The sequence below is a fragment of the Microbulbifer maximicatervae (SeqCode) genome, from assembly GCF_052467385.1.
Genome location: NZ_CP174311.1, coordinates 2,297,566 through 2,317,750, shown reverse-complemented (window position 1 = coordinate 2,317,750; position 20,185 = coordinate 2,297,566). Strand labels below are relative to the sequence as shown.

General features: G+C 45.1%; 10 protein-coding genes. 4 read left to right on the top strand and 6 right to left on the bottom strand.

Annotated elements, in window-relative coordinates; all coding sequences use genetic code 11:
- Positions 1-14: 14 nt before the first annotated feature.
- Both ACJJIR_RS09795 and ACJJIR_RS09790 read right to left on the bottom strand, forming a co-directional pair.
- On the bottom strand, positions 15-8,483 hold the full coding sequence (locus tag ACJJIR_RS09795; protein WP_444908200.1) for a right-handed parallel beta-helix repeat-containing protein: 8,469 nt from the start codon (positions 8,481-8,483) through the stop codon (positions 15-17).
- Between the two features lie 757 nt (positions 8,484-9,240).
- Complete coding sequence (locus ACJJIR_RS09790) at positions 9,241-10,239, bottom strand: GlxA family transcriptional regulator (protein WP_444908199.1); 999 nt, start codon at positions 10,237-10,239, stop codon at positions 9,241-9,243.
- 108 nt (positions 10,240-10,347) lie between these two features.
- On the opposite strand from ACJJIR_RS09790, the gene ACJJIR_RS09785 reads away from it, so the two are divergent.
- Positions 10,348-10,650, top strand: coding sequence for a putative quinol monooxygenase (locus tag ACJJIR_RS09785; RefSeq protein ID WP_444908198.1), 303 nt, complete (start codon positions 10,348-10,350; stop codon positions 10,648-10,650).
- Between the two features lie 79 nt (positions 10,651-10,729).
- Positions 10,730-11,479: an alpha/beta hydrolase gene (locus ACJJIR_RS09780; protein ID WP_444908197.1), complete on the top strand. Its 750-nt coding sequence runs from the start codon at positions 10,730-10,732 to the stop codon at positions 11,477-11,479.
- 43 nt (positions 11,480-11,522) lie between these two features.
- Here the strand turns inward: ACJJIR_RS09780 and ACJJIR_RS09775 are convergent, their stop codons facing one another.
- Positions 11,523-12,392: a LysR family transcriptional regulator gene (locus tag ACJJIR_RS09775; protein WP_444908196.1), complete on the bottom strand. Its 870-nt coding sequence runs from the start codon at positions 12,390-12,392 to the stop codon at positions 11,523-11,525.
- 140 nt (positions 12,393-12,532) lie between these two features.
- On the opposite strand from ACJJIR_RS09775, the gene ACJJIR_RS09770 reads away from it, so the two are divergent.
- The gene (locus ACJJIR_RS09770; protein WP_444908195.1) at positions 12,533-13,663 is read left to right on the top strand and encodes an S-(hydroxymethyl)glutathione dehydrogenase/class III alcohol dehydrogenase; all 1,131 of its coding nucleotides are present in this window, start codon (positions 12,533-12,535) and stop codon (positions 13,661-13,663) included.
- 56 nt (positions 13,664-13,719) lie between these two features.
- The gene (gene fghA, locus ACJJIR_RS09765; protein ID WP_444908194.1) at positions 13,720-14,553 is read left to right on the top strand and encodes an S-formylglutathione hydrolase; all 834 of its coding nucleotides are present in this window, start codon (positions 13,720-13,722) and stop codon (positions 14,551-14,553) included.
- A 101-nt stretch (positions 14,554-14,654) separates the two neighbouring features.
- Here the strand turns inward: fghA and ACJJIR_RS09760 are convergent, their stop codons facing one another.
- The 3 genes from ACJJIR_RS09760 to ACJJIR_RS09750 all read right to left on the bottom strand — a co-directional run bounded on the left by ACJJIR_RS09760 (position 14,655) and on the right by ACJJIR_RS09750 (position 20,037).
- Positions 14,655-16,454, bottom strand: a complete 1,800-nt coding sequence (locus tag ACJJIR_RS09760) for a DUF3592 domain-containing protein (protein ID WP_444908193.1) — start codon at positions 16,452-16,454, stop codon at positions 14,655-14,657.
- Positions 16,455-16,465: 11 nt separating this feature from the next.
- Positions 16,466-18,343, bottom strand: a complete 1,878-nt coding sequence (locus ACJJIR_RS09755; protein WP_444908192.1) for a DUF3592 domain-containing protein — start codon at positions 18,341-18,343, stop codon at positions 16,466-16,468.
- Between the two features lie 263 nt (positions 18,344-18,606).
- On the bottom strand, positions 18,607-20,037 hold the full coding sequence (locus tag ACJJIR_RS09750; protein ID WP_444908191.1) for an aldehyde dehydrogenase family protein: 1,431 nt from the start codon (positions 20,035-20,037) through the stop codon (positions 18,607-18,609).
- Positions 20,038-20,185 lie beyond the last annotated feature (148 nt).

The following is a 20,185-nucleotide window of genomic DNA, read 5'->3' as shown; positions in this document are numbered from 1 at the left end:
TAGCACCCTAACCATTATTGATACAGCTGCAATGCGCCGTAGTAAGTGGTACTGGCTCCGGTAGTTGCCGAAGTCGCTTCTATCCAGAAACTGTACACACCTTCATCCGAGACCATAATCGCGTTGCCATCGCTCTCTTCATAACCGGTCCACTCCACCTCGTGAGTGGCTACTGCACCGTCGCTGTCATTAGCGGCTTGCAGCTGGTTATCGATCAAGGTGATCGCTCCCGCATCTGTCGGGTCACCGATATCCGGCGGTAACAGTTTGAAGGTTACGTAGGAGTCCTGATCCAACAAGTAAGCCACTTTCGAGATTTGATCGTAGCTGTGATACATCAGATAAGGATCGGATTTAACTTCGATATTGGGTGCGTCCAGTGTGCCGCTGATACTTGGGGTTATGCCGTCAATAATTACCACATTGGTGGGCAAAATTTCATGCGAAGGTACGTAGGCATAAAAAGAACCTGTGGTAAGTACGCCATCTGCGTTGCGTCCGTCCCATGCCAAGTAGTGGGTACCGGCCTCCATGGGAACATTGTCATACACAACAAGAGTGTCGCCGCCATTTGGCGTTACCTCCATAGTCATGCGGATATTCTCTGTGGGGGCAATTTCAGTTTTCATAAAGTCGTTTTGTACTGCATTCATAGTGGCATCCATACTGCCCGCTAAAATAGTACTGGTGCTATCACTATCTTCAATGTCATACACTCCTTCCACACTACCTCTCACTGCAGTGAGAAAATAAGTATATGCTTCTTCCTGAACATAATTGCCCTCTTCATCCTTTCCATCCCAGCTCAACGAGTAGCTTCCTGCATTATCGAAGGTTTCGACCACGCTCCGAACTAGCACTTCTGTTTGCTCGTCTTTAATATCCAGCGTAACAGTAGCACCGACCGACAAATCAAAGCTAATTACCAGACTCTCTCCAACGACTGGATTAACGGTAGTTTGGTTTCGACTGACATTAGCAATATTAATTAGGTCTAGGGTAACCGTGCGAATAATTGTAGAGATATTACCTGCCCTGTCACTGGCAACCAGGCGTACCTGATATTCACCATTTGCCGGTGCCTCAACAGTCCCATCGGTGGAGCTAACTGCCCACCCAACTAGAGTACTTTTATTTACCTGTGACGTTGAAGACTCGAGACTTACCCAATTATCGGTATCGCCGCTCACTTGGTAATCTACTCTATAGTCCACAAAGAAATTGTCGGTAGCACTACCCTCAATATCCAGAGTAGTAGCCCCAGTTGTTAAGATATCACCATTACTCACATTAGTGATTTCGGCTACTGGCACAGTATTATCCAGCTCCACCCAAATAGTACCCGCTTGGTAGCTAATATTCTCTGAATCAGTAACCTTCAAGAATAAATAGTAACGGCCGTCATCCAATACCGTACTGCTACTATCAGTACCATTCCAATCAACACTAATTTCTGTACCGATCCCGGAGAAAGTATTTACAATCATTCCGGATTCACTACTGATTTCCAAATCCCAACTACTACTCGAGCTCAAGGTAGCAGTAACAGCTAATATATCCTGGCGACCATCACCATTTGGAGAAAAATATTCGTAACTACCATTTAAGTCAATTGTTATTACGCGATTCTCTGCATCCAGGGCATCACTGTAATCTACAGCAGTTTCTGGTGAATCAACCCCGATAATATCTACCCCCCAATCTGGCGTAACGCTGCCCCACCAGTTGCCAGTAACATTCAACACCACCGCCGAGCTACTACCATAGCTATTGAGATACAAGCTTCCGTTGGTATTACCATAGAGATCATTGCCAGTAATTGTAGGTGTTGGATTGGTAGCATCACTGCCCGAACCATTCAAGTAAATACCATAATTATTATTGATAAAACTATTACCCATTAAGCTCGGTGAAGATGCTCCGGTAATATATGCACCGTAATTCAAACCGGTAACAACATTGTCAGTTACTGCTGGCGATGCCGTATCCAGGGCTATCCCTGCACCAATGTAATCCGTATTTTGGATCAAGTTATTAGAAATGGTGCCGCCAGCAAAATTATTAATGCTGATTCCGCTTTCGCTAAAGTCAGTAATAATACTGTTGGTGACACTGAATGCAGAGGGCGAAGTCGCAGAGACTGCAGTTTCAGCATATTGGATGTAAGCATTATCAATACTGACACTACCGCCACTTGCTACCACAATACCTTGCCATTCTCCAGCAGTAGAGTTTTCAGATTCACTAGTGAAAAAAACTGGTTGAAAACTAGAACCACTGACAACCAGATTACCCTCTATCGTTAGAGAGTAGCTATCAGGGAAGATCAGTATTACTCCAGCTTCAAGTGTTAAAATCGCATCTTTATTAACATTTATGTCATCAACGACGATATATGAACCTGCGGCTAAGCTCATATCCGAATTAATATCAAAGCGAAGGTAGTGATCATATACTGATCTACCATTAGCGTTACCTAAATATTCACTGTAATCCACTATCGGATAGTAGGAGCTGCTATCACCATAATCGTAAATCTCTGCTGATATCGATCTCGAGTCGGTAGTATTCCACCAGTTACCTGTGGCATTCACCGTGAGTACGCCACTTTCGTAAGACGAAGTTTTTATCTCATAATCATCATTTGCGTAAATACTATTACCAGTAATCACTGGTTGCGGATCATAGTCCGCATCATAGACCCCAGCCAAATGAAAACCGTAACTACTGTTACCCGTAATCGTATTATTTGTAATAATTGGGTTGGTGATACCACCACTATAACCTTGGATATAAAAACCAAAACTACTATTACTCGTAATCGTATTACTGTTTATGATAGGAGTAGTGTCGCTACTGCTATGCCCTTTAATATAAAATCCGTATTTGTTATTTATAACCGTATTGCCAGTAGCCGTGACATCTGCCACACCGTACAGGTACACCCCAGCTTTATCTGCATGCTGAATAGTGCTATCACTAATTGAGCCACTGGCGTTGTAAGCGTAAACACCGCGTTCTTTGAAATACTGTAAAGTACTGTTGCTAAGACTAAAACTACTACCCGAGCCTGCATACAGGCCGTAGTCTCCATACTCTAGCGTCACATAGTCCAAAGTCACCGTGCCGCCACTTTCCGCGACAATACCATACCAATCACCGGCACTGGGCTCACTTTCAGCACTGGTGAATATAACCGGAGCATCACTAGTTCCCTGTACATCCAGGGTGCCCGATACTTTGAGACTAAAATCCCCCCCCATCTCAAGACGAGCACCGGGCTCAATCGCCAGGGTCACACCACTTTGCACATACAAGCTACTCAAAAGTGTGTATGTGGTCCCCGCCACTAAGGTCGTGTCCTCACTCAGGTATCCGAATAAACTATTGCTGGGTTCTGCAAGTTCACCCTCGGCATCCAGATAACCTCGATAATCCACTATCGGATAGTTAGAGGTACTATCACCATAATCGTAAATCTCTGCTGATATCGATCTCGAATCGGTAGTATTCCACCAGTTGCCTGTGGCATTCACCGTGAGCACGCCACTTTCGTAAGACGAAGTGTTTATCTCATAACCATTATTTCCGTAAATACTATTTCCAGTAATCACTGGTTGCGGGTCATAGTCCGCATCATAAACCCCAACCAAATGAAAACCGTAATTATTGTTTCCCGTAATCGTGTTGTCAGTAATAGCTGGGTTGGTGATACCACCGTTATAACCCTGAATATAAAAACCAAAACTACTATTACTCGTAATCGTATTGCTGTTTATGATAGGAGTGGTGTCGCTACTGCTATGCCCTTTAATATAAAATCCGTATTTGTTATTTATAACCGTATTGCCAGTAGCCGTGACATCTGCCACACCGTACAGGTACACCCCAGCTTTATCTGCATGCTGAATAGTGCTATCACTAATTGAGCCACTGGCGTTGTAAGCGTAAACACCGCGTTCTTTGAAATACTGTAAAGTACTATTGCTAAGACTAAAACTACTACCCGAGCCTGCATACAGGCCGTAGTCTCCATACTCTAGCGTCACATGATCCAAAATTACCGTGCCGCCACTTTCCGCGACAATACCATACCAATCACCGGCACTGGGCTCACTTTCAGCACTGGTAAATACAACTGGGGTATCACTAGTCCCCTGTACATCCAGAGTGCCCGACACTTTGAGACTAAAATCTCCCCCCATCTCAAGACGAGCACCGGGTTCAATCGTCAGGGTTACGCCACTTTGTACATACAATGAACTCAAGAGAGTGTATGTGGTCCCCGCCACTAAGGTGGTGTCCTCACTCAGATAACCTAATAAACTATTACTGGGCTCTGCAATATCACCCTCGGCATCCAGATAACCACGATAATCCACTATCGGATAGTAGGAGCTGCTATCACCATAATCGTAAATCTCTGCTGATATCGATCTCGGGTCGGTAGTATTCCACCAGTTACCTGTGGCATTCACCGTGAGTACGCCACTTTCGTAAGACGAAGTGTTTATCTCATAACCATTATTTGCGTAAATACTATTACCAGTAATCACTGGTTGCGGATCATAGTTCGCATCATAGACCCCAGCCAAATGAAAACCGTAACTATTGTTACCCGTAATCGTATTATTTGTAATAATTGGGTTGGTGATACCACCACTATAACCTTGGATATAAAAACCAAAACTACTATTACTCGTAATCGTATTGCTGTTTATGATAGGAGTGGTGTCGCTACTGCTATGCCCTTTAATATAAAATCCGTATTTGTTATTTATAACCGTATTGCCAGTAGCCGTGACATCTGCCACACCGTACAGGTACACCCCAGCTTTATCTGCATGCTGAATAGTGCTATCACTAATTGAGCCACTGGCGTTGTAAGCGTAAACACCGCGTTCTTTGAAATACTGTAAAGTACTGTTGCTAAGACTAAAACTACTACCCGAGCCTGCATACAGGCCGTAGTCTCCATACTCTAGCGTCACATGATCCAAAATTACCGTGCCGCCACTTTCCGCGACAATACCATACCAATCACCGGCACTGGGCTCACTTTCAGCACTGGTGAATATAACCGGAGCATCACTAGTTCCCTGTACATCCAGGGTGCCCGATACTTTGAGACTAAAATCCCCCCCCATCTCAAGACGAGCACCGGGCTCAATCGCCAGGGTCACACCACTTTGCACATACAAGCTACTCAAAAGTGTGTATGTGGTCCCCGCCACTAAGGTCGTGTCCTCACTCAGGTATCCGAATAAACTATTGCTGGGTTCTGCAAGTTCACCCTCGGCATCCAGATAACCTCGATAATCCACTATCGGATAGTAAGAGGTACTATCACCATAATCGTAAATCTCTGCTGATATCGATCTCGAATCGGTAGTATTCCACCAGTTACCTGTGGCATTCACCGTGAGCACGCCACTTTCGTAAGACGAAGTGTTTATCTCATAACCATTATTTCCGTAAATACTATTTCCAGTAATCACTGGTTGCGGGTCATAGTCCGCATCATAAACCCCAACCAAATGAAAACCGTAATTATTGTTTCCCGTAATCGTGTTGTCAGTAATAGCTGGGTTGGTGATACCACCGTTATAACCCTGAATATAAAAACCAAAACTACTATTACTCGTAATCGTATTGCTGTTTATGATAGGAGTGGTGTCGCTACTGCTATGCCCTTTAATATAAAATCCGTATTTGTTATTTATAACCGTATTGCCAGTAGCCGTGACATCTGCCACACCGTACAGGTACACCCCAGCTTTATCTGCATGCTGAATAGTGCTATCACTAATTGAGCCACTGGCGTTGTAAGCGTAAACACCGCGTTCTTTGAAATACTGTAAAGTACTGTTGCTAAGACTAAAACTACTACCCGAGCCTGCATACAGGCCGTAGTCTCCATACTCTAGCGTCACATGATCCAAAATTACCGTGCCGCCACTTTCCGCGACAATACCATACCAATCACCGGCACTGGGCTCACTTTCAGCACTGGTAAATACAACTGGGGTATCACTAGTCCCCTGTACATCCAGAGTGCCCGACACTTTGAGACTAAAATCTCCCCCCATCTCAAGACGAGCACCGGGTTCAATCGTCAGGGTTACGCCACTTTGTACATACAATGAACTCAAGAGAGTGTATGTGGTCCCCGCCACTAAGGTGGTGTCCTCACTCAGATAACCTAATAAACTGTTACTGGGCTCTGCAATATCACCCTCGGCATCCAGATAACCACGATAATCCACTATCGGATAGTAGGAGCTGCTATCACCATAATCGTAAATCTCTGCTGATATCGATCTCGAGTCGGTAGTATTCCACCAGTTACCTGTGGCATTCACCGTGAGTACGCCACTTTCGTAAGACGAAGTGTTTATCTCATAACCATTATTTGCGTAAATACTATTACCAGTAATCACTGGTTGCGGATCATAGTCCGCATCATAGACCCCAGCCAAATGAAAACCGTAACTATTGTTACCCGTAATCGTATTATTTGTAATAATTGGATTGGTGATACCACCACTATAACCTTGGATATAAAAACCAAAACTACTATTACTCGTAATCGTATTGCTGTTTATGATAGGAGTGGTGTCGCTACTGCTATGCCCTTTAATATAAAATCCGTATTTGTTATTTATAACCGTATTGCCAGTAGCCGTGACATCTGCCACACCGTACAGGTACACCCCAGCATTATCCGTATACTGAATGATATTGTTGCTAATTGAACCACTGGCGTTTTCGGCGTAAATACCATATACATCAAAGTACTGCAAGGTGCTGTTGCTAAGGCTGAAGGTACTGTCTGGTTTTGCAAAAACCCCATAATCAGAGTATTCGATAACAGCATGGTTTAAACTCAATGAACCACCACTATTCACTACAATGCCATACCAGTCACCTTTGGCTGGCGAAACCTGTGCACTGGTGAATACTACTGGCGCATTTTCTTCGCCCGAAGCAGTGAGACTACCATTCACTTCAAATTTAAAATTACCATCAAATAAAATGGTGGCTCCTTCATTAACGGTTAGAGCTACCCCGCTATTGATATCCACATCGCCAGTCACTACATAGGTTTGATGTGCGGCAAGTTCCATGTCTGAAGTAATATCGCCAGATAGTTCATTTAAAACACTCAGGTTATCGTATTCCAGCGTTTGCGCTTCACCGCCGGTAACTGCCACTGCAATTCCAGCCTTAACAATATCGTCGAAGCTGATCGAGACACTATCAACCTGGGTCCAACTTGCACCATCAGCGGAAATATAAGTTGTAATCGTGTCACCATCACGTACTAATCTTAACCACTGGGGTAAGGCACCAGTCTGTCCGGTGGTAATTAGTGTATTTGCTGTATCATCCGTATCTCGGGTGAAAAGTCCAATACTGTTATCAGACGGGTCCATTACCAATGCAATGGCTTTATCAGTTGCTTCCGTGCCATTTCGTAGCGCAATACCAGCAATGCCAGATCCACTGTTGGTATGGCTGGATAAACGTGCAATCAATTGTCCCTGCTGCAATAGTTCTTGATATACAAAGTGCAGAGAATAGGCATCATCCCACTCACCTGTATCAGCCAAGGCTGGACAAGTAGCAGTAGAGGAGAAAGTAAGCGTTAGATCATCTAGGTAATTATTATCGCTAACGCCAAGTGAGGTAGAACGTATGCCGTAGCGAGAAAGATCACCAATGCCCTCACCTACATTATAGGTAAGACCAATATCACTTCCGTCTACAGTAACCGTCAACGTATCGCCAGAACGATTTAAAGTAACCGCTTGCCCAGTTGTTGGATGATTATCAGTTGCAGCCACCTGAGCTAAATTGGATTGACTCTCGGCATCTGTAAATTGGACCAGAGCCCATACGCCGGTTGAACCATCTCCTTGATACTGGACTCCATAGCCAACATATTCAGAATCAGTCAGATAGATAGTGAGTGAATCAGTACCGGCTCCAGCGTCCGTTGATGAATTAATGAGGGCACTGAGAGTAATTTCATCTGAATCGCTGAGCACCGTTGGGGCCAGCAGGACTTGATCAGTTTGGGCAGTTACAGTGGCGCGCTCATTACGTAACGATAGAGCTTCACTACCAAAGCTATGAAACCCAAGCGAGGAGAGATCTTCACTAGAACTGGAGGAAAACTCTTCGGAAACCTGGTTTTCAGCTACACAAATTTCTGAAATTCCTAGGCTTAATGCTCGCTCATCACCACTTAGAACTACATCACCTGTGCTGGCACCAACAATTGAGAGCCGCCAGGGAGAAACTTCCTCATCCATCGCAACCTCGGCGTATGTATTTGCCGAAGCACATAGCAATGAAACACACAAGTACTGCAACAGCTGTCGAACATCTTTTTTAAATGCCAAAAGCCGTGAATGATTATAAGCCGCGCTGCGCATGAACATGCCTTCCCAATTTGCACCTTGAACTAATCGACGCACAACGGGCAGCTAGAAAGCCAAGCAACTCGGCTATCCAAGCAGTCAACTGAAAGAAAGCTCTGCAGAAATTAAAAGAACGAAATAGGTACTGATACCACTTGCTCAAAACTGCACTTCTAACAGCAATCCATGCACCCTTCATGCATTCACACTCAATCAAGCTTCTTGAGTGTTTCCTTCCTTAAAACTACAACCAACGTATTTTCAAAATACTGGTTGATGCAACTATCGTTAGCATACCAAAAAAAATGTCGAAGAATGTGCAAATAATGACATAACCTTGATTTAAATCAGCAACCTGTCAATAATGACAAAAATTAAAAATATTCAAATCACCACTTCAAATTAGAAGCACTTCACATTTTTCACTTGGTACAACTACAGGCACAACCCACCCAGCGAAATAAATCTTTTGGTTGCATAAAATTATATAAAACAAAAAAAACAATTACTTGGCACCACCCAGAATATCGAAGCCGGTTAAACTTCTATTCACCCCTAGCTTCAGCCTTGATATAGCTTCTAATATCTTAAAAGTAATTTGTTGATCTCCTACCAGAATTCTCACTCACGCCAAGACAACCACTACAAACGAGCCTCTATAAATATTGATGCTACTGGTTTTCTGCCAGGAAAGATCTAAGCCAATCTTTGGGAGAAGAGGTCAATAATATCTACCTTCAGAATACTCTTTATCTCAACTATCAGCTTTACCGTTTAGCTTGACCCCAGCCCTGACGGTAGCCTGCCAAACAAATTAACTCTTCTGATTTTTCTGCCTAAATTGACTGGGACTCACCCCCACATGCGACTTAAATACACGTCGGAATACTGCATCATCGGAATAGCCTAATTCTTGCGCAACACTGGCAATTTTATTGGCTGGGTTTAGTAAAAGGCTGCGAGCGTACTCCATACGGACGCTATCGATAAATTGTTTGGGTGCTTGCGCTGTTAACTGTTTTAGCCGCCGGTGTAATGTTCGCTCGGATATCGACAGTTCTTTTGCAAGCAACTGGCTGCCTAACTGTTGACCAAAATATTGACGAACCACATTTTCAGCATCCACCAGAAACTGATCTTTTGATACCTGGTAGCCTTTTGGTACATGCAAAGTTTGCGAACGCGGGTGGGAGTCCACAACGGCGAGATCAGCAACTTTGGTAGCGACTTCATCGCCAGCTAGCATCTTGATCACTTGTAGAGTCACATCTACCCAAGATAAAGGGCCACCCGCTGTCACTATATTTTCATCTACTAATAGTCCACTGGCCCATAGAGGGCAGGCATTGCTAAAGCGGGATTTCAACTCATTGTGTAACCACCAGGTGGTTGTGCATTGTCGTCCATTTAACAGACCCGCTTCACCCAGCGCCAAAACGCCACTACAAGAACCCGCGATAATTGCCCCGCGCCTATATTGGGTTCGCAACCATTCGCAAGTCGATTGGTCCAGTAACTTTTCAGGGGGCACACCAAACTGGTTGGGCATAAATCCGGGGACTATCACGGCATCGCAACTGGATATTTGTGATACCCCATGGCTTACAGCAAAGTACCTGCCCTGCCCGTCTATAATGTCGGCGCCATCAGAACTGGCGACCAGGATTTCGGGGGACCAGGACTGTTGATAGGCAGGGTCCAGGGAGTGTTGGCTTTCAGATAAGCGGAGGCCACCCAGGGCAAACATATCCTGAACGCCAGCCAGAGCCGACGGCAAAACTCCAGGCATAGACAAAATGACTATCTGGGCCATAAATCCTCAAAGTGGCGAATTTTGTCTGATCATTGTCTTTTTGGACACTGATAGTCAAGTCTAAGCTTCTCCTAAGATACTCATCACCAAACAACGTGAGAGAAAACAATGACTGAAGCTAAACTGGCCATCGTAGCACTGATCGACGCCAAAGCGGATAAGGCTGATGAGGTAAAGGCGCTGCTCACCTCAGCCCAACCACTCGCTGTGGAAGAGCAAGGAACCCTGAGCTGGTATGCCGTACAAATCAACGCTACGCGATTTGCTATTTTCGACACGTTTAGCGATGAAGACGGCTTAACTGCACATCTTAACGGCAAGATCGCTGCAGCATTGCTTGGCAAAGCGGATGAACTGCTCGCATCAGAACCACAAATTATGACTGCGGATATCCTCGCATCTAAAGTCTAAGGAAGCCTTGAAAAACCGGGAGCTGGCTTTGGATACCCCTATCGTTTTTATCCACGGAACCAATGCCGGCCCCTGGACAATGGAGAACTTCCACCAGCATTTTGAAGAGGAAGGATTCTATTGTCACAGCCCAAGCTACCGCTACCATCAAGATCTAAAGTCAGAACAAAATCAGCAACACCTTAAAGGACTGAGTATTGCCGACTACGTTGATGACATCAGGGCATTTGTACAATCTTTAGATGAACAGCCTGTTCTAGTCGGCCACTCCCTGGGCGGTGTTATTGCACAAAAATTGGCAACTATGGATTTGGCAAGGGCAGTCGTGCTGCTTAACGGAAGCGTAAACTGGGGAATACTGCCCACCACAGAAGAAGAGCGTGCGCTGGGCAAGTTGTTTATGGCTGCGGGTGAATTTTGGAATGATGTCCTGTTACCGGATTTCGCGACAATGGCGAAATTCGGGTTGAATAAACTTAATCCAGACGACCAGCATAAGGTCTTCCATCGATTAGGTCCTGAATCTGGGCAAGTCCTATTTGAATTGTTCTTCTGGATTTTTGACAGCAATAAAACAACCAGAATTGACTATCAAAAAATCAATTCCCCCACTTTAATGGTTTCGGGAACCGATGACCTGGCAATTCCACCTTCCACATCACAGTTAATTGCGGAGCGGCAAGGTAAAAATACCACCTTCTACCGGGCGGAAGGTTATGGCCACTATTTAATGCTGGAGCCAAAATGGAAGCGGGTTGCAGAATTCTGCAGTAAGTGGATAAGCCAACAGCTTGAAAAAACTACCTCTGTTAGCAATAAACTACTGTGAAACCTTTGCTACACTAAACCCTTAATCTGCCTCCTCCCTTTTCTCAAGTGAGATACTCGGCTAGATAATCAATCAGCAGCCTGACTTTCGGCGCGATATATCGATTGCCGGGGTAAACTGCGTATACCCCTTCATCCCTATCTTCGAGATCACTTAAGAGGGTGATTAATTTTCCTTCAGCGATATATTGCTCGACGTAGTAATCGGGCAACTGCACAACCCCCAGGCCTTTAAGCGCAGCATCTAAAAGCGCCCCGCCGTTGTTGTAACGAAGGCTACCTTTGACCCTAAGGTTTTTTTCTCCTTCCCTGGTATTGAATCGCCAGTAATCCAGTGTGCCCAGCAGGCAGTTGTGCCTGTTCAATTCCGACAACGAGTGCGGGGTCCCGTGCTCTTCAAGATAATCCGGTGAGGCGCACAGATGAATTCGCCGGTCCGCCAACTTTCTTGCCATCAAGGTTGAGTCCTGCAACTTACCCAGGCGTATGGCGATATCGTAACCCTCATCTATAAGGTCAACCTGGCGATTGGTGAAATAGGCATTGACCTCAATTTTGGGGTTTTGAGTCACAAAATCATTGATCAGTGGTGCAACCTTCTTTTCAGCATAAGTGACCGGTGCCGTCAGTTTGATTTTGCCCTGTGGGTGGCTCTGTAATTGAGTTACTGCTCGTTCCGCCGCCTCCAGCCCATCGAGCACCCCCCGGCAATGCTGGTAAAACAGCGTACCTTCTTGTGTCAGTGACACCTTGCGCGTGGTTCGATATAGCAGTTTGACATTCAAGCGGCTCTCCAAAGCACTGACCTGGCGGCTGACTTTAGCGGTGGAAATAGCCAGCCTCTGCGCTGCGAGGGTAAAGCTCTCGCTTTCAGCGACATAAACAAACTCTGTAATACCTTCCCAGTCTTTCATTATTGCAAATATGTAAAAGTAAGTTTCAAAAACACCCAATTATAATCAATTCTGCAATCAATATAATGGCTCCCCAGTCGTCACAGCGGGGCCAACCAACTCCAGGCCCTGAATGACATGATTTAACAGCGAGTAATCTTATGTCTGAACAATTTATCAAGTCGAAGGCCGCCATCGCTTGGGGGCCTGGCCAACCGTTATCGGTCGAAGAAGTGGATGTCATGCTGCCAAAGGCTGGTGAAGTATTGATCAAGGTCATTGCATCGGGAGTGTGTCACACCGATGCTTTCACCTTGTCTGGCGACGACCCGGAAGGCAAATTCCCCTGTATTTTGGGCCATGAAGGTGGCGGTATTGTCGTGCAGGTCGGTGAAGGGGTTACCAGTGTCAAAGCGGGTGATCATGTTATCCCCCTGTACACCCCGGAATGTGGCGAGTGTAAATTCTGCAAGTCCGGCAAGACGAACCTCTGCCAAAAGATCCGTGAAACTCAGGGGCAAGGCCTGATGCCCGATGGCACCACACGCTTCTATAAAGATGGCAAACCCATCTACCACTATATGGGCTGCTCGACATTTTCGGAGTACACCGTACTGCCAGAGATTTCACTGGCAAAAGTAAATCCGGCTGCGCCGTTAGAGGAAGTCTGCCTGCTGGGTTGTGGTGTCACTACTGGTATGGGCGCTGTGATGAACACCGCCAAGGTTCAAGAAGGCGATACCGTTGCGATCTTTGGCCTTGGGGGTATCGGCCTTTCGGCGATTATCGGCGCTACCATGGCAAAGGCCTCGCGAATCATTGCTATCGATATCAATGAAAGCAAGTTTGAATTAGCCCGCAAACTGGGGGCGACGGACTGCATCAACCCCAACAACTACGATAAGCCAATTCAAGAAGTCATTGTCGAACTCACCGAGGGCGGTGTTGATTATTCCTTTGAATGCATCGGCAACGTCAATGTGATGCGCTCCGCTCTGGAGTGCTGCCACAAGGGCTGGGGTGAATCGGTCATTATCGGTGTAGCTGGTGCCGGCCAGGAGATCTCCACCCGCCCATTCCAGCTGGTAACAGGCCGAGTCTGGCGCGGGTCCGCATTCGGCGGCGTTAAAGGACGCTCCGAATTACCAGACTACGTAGAGCGCTACCTGAATGGCGAATTCCAGCTCAACGACTTTATCACCCACACCATGAGCCTGGATGACATCAACAAATCTTTCGATCTGTTACATAAAGGCGAAAGTATCCGCACCGTCATTCACTTCGATCAATAACCAGCAATAATCAATTGGGCCATCTCTTGGAGGTGGTCCAATTAGGGCTATCCATCATGTCTATTGAAAATATCAGTGCCAACCGGAGTTTTGGCGGCTGGCACAAGCAATACCTTCACGACTCACAGTCACTTAACTGCAAAATGCGTTTTGCTATTTATTTGCCACCGCAAGCTTCACAAATGCACAAGGTTCCGGTGCTCTACTGGCTGTCAGGTCTGACCTGTACCGATGAGAATTTTATGCAAAAGGCAGGAGCCCAGCGGATTGCCTCCGAACTGGGGATAGCCATCGTTGCTCCCGACACCAGTCCCCGTGGAGAATCTGTTGCCGATGATGAAGCCTATGATCTGGGGCAAGGTGCTGGATTTTATATCAACGCCACCCAAGCGCCCTGGAGTCGCCACTACCACATGTATGATTATATGGTGGAACTGCCGGCACTTATCGAGACCACCTTCCCTGTGACAACACAGCGCGCCATTGCAGGACATTCAATGGGGGGCCATGGTGCACTGATGATCGCCCTACGCAATCCGGCAAGTTATGTTTCCGCATCAGCCTTCAGCCCCATCAGCAATCCTTCTCAGTGTCCGTGGGGACAAAAAGCCTTTGAAACCTATTTGGGCAAAGATCGGGATAGTTGGCGAGACTACGATAGCAGCGAACTGCTCAAAAATGCCGACAAGCCTGTGCCGATGTTGGTGGATCAAGGGGAAGCCGATAGCTTTCTTGTTGAACAGCTGAAACCCGAGACGCTCGAAGAAGCTGCCAAAGCAAGCAACTACCCGCTCCAACTTCGCCGCCATTCCGGTTATGACCACAGCTATTACTTTATCGCCAGCTTTATTGAGGAACATCTTCGGTTTCATGGCAAATACCTAAATTAAACCTTCTTAATTATATTTGTAAGATCGGCATTCAAAATACTGCCTCTCCAAATTGCATGGGAGAGGCATATAGAAAGCGGGATACCCGCAGAGAGATGAGTTCAGACCTCAAGTTTTCTTTTATGCTCAAGAGAGAGGAGCTCAAGTTCACTGATTGACTTTAGATTAGTTAAATCCTCAATTCGTTTAAGCAGCAGATTAGCCACCTGCTCTCCCAGCAAGTCTGATATTATTTTCACTTTATTCCCGTTATCAACAACAAGGTAAAAATCAAAGTACTCCTTTTTCCTGTCGTCCCTACCTTCATAACCAGTATATTTTTTCATATAGACGCCAACTATCTTTGACTTCTCGAATACCTTTTGTTCGTGCTTCGCCCACATCCAAGAGAAAAGGCAAGTAATCTTACTTTCTCCTATATATGTTTGATAGAATCTGGCCGTCCTTTTTAATGCAGAATTAATAGGAAGTAACCCAGCTATCGCAAAGATAGCAGCGAAAATAAATGGTACGTGGGTAAATACTAATACCAATCCAACAGCAGACACGATCAGCCCACCAACGAACTGAATTACGGTGGGTACCGTGGTGAGAATTTTCTGACGGATCTGGTAACCGGTATCTAACCTTTCGATCGATACAAGTTTTTTCAGATCTTCAGAGTAGTCCAACTTCTCTCGCCCAAGTGGGACTTTAACCAATACCTCAGAACTAAACACATCAGCCTCTTGAACTTCATAGCCCTCACTGAAAATTGGAACTTCGTAGGTTCGATTAAACCAAGCTCCTGACATGCCGCCCTTGACCTTAAGCCGCCACCAATCTCCAATATACCCCTCAATTATTGACTGGGGTAAATCACCTGCGATTTGAATTGCAAAATAGACTCTTGAACAATTATCGACCAACTCTAGATGACCTATCCCCCCAGCTTCCCAGTTGACAGAATTCTGAAGATTAGTGTTTTCACCCAAACCACTCTCATATGTGTTTACTTGTTGAAGTGAAAACTGAAAGTTGTGTTTGTTAGCATCAATTTCGCTCGGAAACTGCAAGTATCCAGAAAGAGTACGTCCCAGGATACCGGGAAATGGAACTAGCACCAAAGGCACTCTCCCATATCGAAGTTGCTGTATATTACCCTTAAGAGGGCGATAAAGCGCAATCAATAGAGATATTGAAAAAAACAACGCCATTATTATTTCAAGATCGTATACCCCTCTAGTTAGCTTATCAATGGCAACATATATGCAAGTAATAACCGGAGCGCTCAGGAGCATGATCAATAGCCACATAAACCATTGACTTCTATGCTCTATCGATAAGATCCCGCTCTTCCTCCATTCTTCTTTAAAAAGGAAATCACTTGATTCCAGGTCGATATCGGCATCTCTTTTTCGCGTTACTGAAGCAACCATAACCATGAGTGCGAAAATCATTACGGGCAAGCAAAAGAAGATCAAGGGTAGTACTTGCATCCATCTCAAGTTTCGATCCATCACGGCCTCAGATGGATTTTTGGGGTTATACCACCCCTCAACTAGAAGACCTCTCTCTTTGGCATTGTTCAATCTATGGTAAATATGTATCTGGTATTGCCCAAGGCTCTCAAAACGATCATTGTTACCCACTCGATTGTTCCAGTAAGCCTTATCATCTACTATAAATTCATATGCTGAGAAAGTTCGATAACTTACTGAACCTCCATCTCCCCAACTCTCTGCCAATTCAACTTCGAGTATCTCTGCTGACATTGACTTCCAACTATGCATCTTTAAAAAATCTCGGACAGGACCAACAACCTCATAGAGAAATGCCGCAAAAGCAAAGCTAAAAAATATTCCTGCAATGCTAAATAAGTAAGGATTGAAAGAAAAATAGAACCTATTAAACTTACTCATATTACCGCCTGCTAACCTTTCTCTACCGAATCTAGGCTACTAGGGCTCTTTTTCGCTTGGCGTACTCGCCGCCCAATTATTAGGCTCACTCTTTTTCGTAATTGTTCAACTACTCCAAAACCAGGAATAAAATCTGCGATCAAAATATCCCGTCCACACTCACTGCTGGCAAATAGGTTGTAGTATTTTCGATCCTGGCCTCCTACACAAATTGTGTATCCAGTACTTTTAGTCGCTAACTCATTAACTGAGCCACGCCGTACCTGCTCAATATCTCGGAGAATGCCAAAGCGAATATTTTTTCGAATCAAATAGTCTCGCGTGATGTGTACCTCCCTCATCGAAAATATTGTCGGAATCGCCAAAGCAAAGATCAAGAATGCAACCCCAAATGCAAAAAGATAAAACTCAGCTTTTATAATGGAAATCACACTGGCAATGAATACAATAAGGAGAGACGCCCCCATCATCCACAAACAAAAATCATAAAGAACTGGCCTTTGCCTTATTATTGTCGTAGCTCCACATATTTCCATTTCAACTCTCCTTGACAGTTCTCCAGAAAAATCCTTAACTGGCTCACCCACAGGCACGGTAATTAGCGTTTTGCCAGCATTACTTGCATGACCTTTCTTAGGAGGCGGACTTAGCAGGCGATTAACTCTATCACTTCCGAAATTTCTGTCTTGCTCTTTTACGGTAGTTTTAGCTTTCTTTGAAAGGCTTCCTTTAAACACTGGGAGCTCATACCGTCTTTCAAAGTGATCCCCAGGTATCTCTCCACTAACATTTAAGAACCAATATTCCCCATCTCCACAGTAGACATCTGTATTGGATTCAGGCAAGTCATCAGGAGCATTGAAACTAAAATATATGCGAGTTCCTAATTTAGTAACCTTCAGCTTGCCGAAAGTAACTGCTTCCCAGTTTACAAACTCCCTTTTATTATTGCTATTAGCCGTACGCTTTGTAACAATTTTGGATTGCTTTAGCAATATACGTATAGATTTATCTCTTATTGCTAGCAGTGGAGGAAATTGAATATATCCAGATACTTTTCCACCTATCTGGCCAGGGAAAGGTGTAATAGTAACGAAGACATCTCCAATCGACTTGAATCTAAGCCAACTACTAACTGACTTGAACATCACATAGAAACCAACCGTCCCAATTACTATAAAGAACAGGCCACTATAAGCTCTATTTAAAATAAGCATCATCCCCACATAGCCAAAAATCACACCCAATAAAGCTGCTAGCGTGCCTCCCAAAAGCTGCCCTCGTATATCTTTTTTGGTTTCTGACTGTATCCCTTCAGGTTTCCACTTACTTTTTGCTAACCATGGTGTTCTTCTGACCACATCGGGGCTCTTTTCCTGCTCTCGAAAAATATAGGCCAGATAAACGACCAACCCCATGAAAATAAACCCAAAACATACCAATCCTGGAATAATTATCTCCGACCACCGTATGTTTTTGTCTAGCACTGAATCATATGGATCTCTTGGGTTATACCAGCCGCTAAACATGCTCCCCTGCTTTATATGTCTCTGGAGCAATCTATACATAGTTGTATGATAGCTATCGTGCTCGGTATCGTTTGGCTTTGAGTGTATATCGACCCGATTATTCCAATAGGTCTTTCCATTTATAGAGTACTCATAGCTAGCTACAACCTGTTTCTGTGTACCATCTTCACTCTTGTAATTTTCCATACCAACGTCAAGCAGTTGAGCATCCATTGGATACCAATTTAACATTCTGACATTATCAAATATTGGCGAAAGCACCCAAGGATATAAAAAACTGATAAATACAACTTGATAAAAAGTGAAAAACAGTAGGGATCTTGGTGTTATCTTAGCTTTCTTCTTAAGCTGATCTTCCATGAATAAAAACCTTGTACAACTTTAATTATTTTCGGAACCAATAGACTCCATCACCATGAAGACTTCTAAGAAACTTAGCAAATTGAGAAATAATAAACAGGGAGGCAAAAGAGGAAAGGAAACATGTATAGCGTACCAATTACTGCATTAAATTAAATTGATCGATCTACAATATCACAATCGGTATATACCAGAAATAAGATTTAGTTTTTCATTCCACTCTGCAGTTAAATGACTCGATTAAAAAGGAAAGCTCTAAATCCCTACCCTGGAGTTCGCACCACCATCAACCTCTCCTCGGTCATATCCGCAATAGCCCAACGTACCCCCTCCCGACCAAGACCCGAATCCTTAACACCACCATAGGGCATATTATCTACCCGCCAGCTGGGTACATCACCAATAACTACACCACCCACTTCCAAGGTATCCCAGGCTTGCTGGGCTTTGTAAAGGTCACGAGTGAATATGCCAGCCTGCAGACCAAAGGCACTGTCATTCACCTTGTCTAAAACATCATCAAAGCTATCGAAAGGCTCCAGAATTGCAACTGGGCCAAATGCCTCCTGTTGTACAATGGAGCAGTCATGGGGCACGTTTTCCAATAGCGTTGGATCAAGCATGGCGCCATCTCGTGTACCTCCACAAAGCAGGGTTCCCCCGGCTTGAATCCCCTCTTCCACCCAGGTATGCAAGCGGGTAGCCTCTCCCTCAGAAATCATTGGGCCAATAAATGTATCTTCTGATCGAGGATCGCCTTTCTTAAGCTTTTTAGTACGCTCAACCAGTCGTCGCTTCAGGTCTTCATATAGACTGCAATGCCCATAGATCCTCTGGACGCCGATACAGCTTTGGCCCGACTGATAGAAAGCACCGAAAATCAGCCTCTCCACAGCATCATCAAGATCTGTATCCCGATCGATAACGCAGGCTGCATTACCTCCCAACTCCAAAACCACTTTCTTTCGCCCGGCTCTGGCCTTTAGGTCCCAGCCCACCGCCGGTGAGCCAGTAAAGCTGAGTAGTTTGAATCGATCATCCACAGTAAACAGCTCTGCTCCCTCTCTATGGCAGGGTAATACAGAAAAGGCACCTTTCGGCAGCTGTGTTTCGGCCAGAACTTCGGCGATGATCAATGCCCCTATGGGCGTACGGCTAGCGGGTTTTAGTACGAAGGGGCATCCAGCAGCGATGGCAGGTGCCACCTTGTGAGCAGCAAGATTCAGAGGGAAATTGAACGGCGATATAAATGAGCATGCGCCTACTGGCACTCGCCTGATATATCCGCGATAGCCCCGTGAGCGCTTGGATATCTCAAGATTGATAATCTCACCATTGATACGCACTGCCTCTTCAGCGGCCACATGAAATGTATCGATTAGACGCAGCACCTCGCCCCGCGAATCATGAATCGGCTTACCAGCTTCAATACACAGCGCTTCGGCCAGCTCTTCAAACCTTTCACGAAAACGTACAACACAATGCTGTAAAACTTCCTGGCGGTTGTAAGACGGCAAATTAGCCATCGGTTTTTCTGCCAAAAGCGCCCAGTCGATGGCACTGTCAATAACCTTGGCATCAGCCATTGCAACCCGGGTAGCTACTTTCCCTGAATACTTGTCAGTAACTTCCAGATCGGTGTTGGCATGCACTGCTTCATTGGCCAGGTAGTAAGGGTAAGATTCTTGCAGCAAAGTAATATCCTTTGACTTGATGTCTGATCTATCAAGAGCACCCCAACGCCAGATACAGCATTGTGCCCATCGTCGGGTATAGATGACCCGCAGGCATATATCAAATGCGTGTTCATTGGCTTATTAGTTTTGCTACCGGGGAAGGACT

Coding starts and splice junctions, on each gene's coding strand:
- ACJJIR_RS09790 (WP_444908199.1), bottom strand. CDS start 10,239: ATGGCCCAGATAGTCATTTTGTCTATGCCTGGAGTTTTGCCGTCGGCT.
- ACJJIR_RS09785 (WP_444908198.1), top strand. CDS start 10,348: ATGACTGAAGCTAAACTGGCCATCGTAGCACTGATCGACGCCAAAGCG.
- ACJJIR_RS09780 (WP_444908197.1), top strand. CDS start 10,730: ATGGAGAACTTCCACCAGCATTTTGAAGAGGAAGGATTCTATTGTCAC.
- ACJJIR_RS09775 (WP_444908196.1), bottom strand. CDS start 12,392: ATGAAAGACTGGGAAGGTATTACAGAGTTTGTTTATGTCGCTGAAAGC.
- ACJJIR_RS09770 (WP_444908195.1), top strand. CDS start 12,533: ATGTCTGAACAATTTATCAAGTCGAAGGCCGCCATCGCTTGGGGGCCT.
- fghA (WP_444908194.1), top strand. CDS start 13,720: ATGTCTATTGAAAATATCAGTGCCAACCGGAGTTTTGGCGGCTGGCAC.
- ACJJIR_RS09760 (WP_444908193.1), bottom strand. CDS start 16,454: ATGAGTAAGTTTAATAGGTTCTATTTTTCTTTCAATCCTTACTTATTT.
- ACJJIR_RS09755 (WP_444908192.1), bottom strand. CDS start 18,343: ATGGAAGATCAGCTTAAGAAGAAAGCTAAGATAACACCAAGATCCCTA.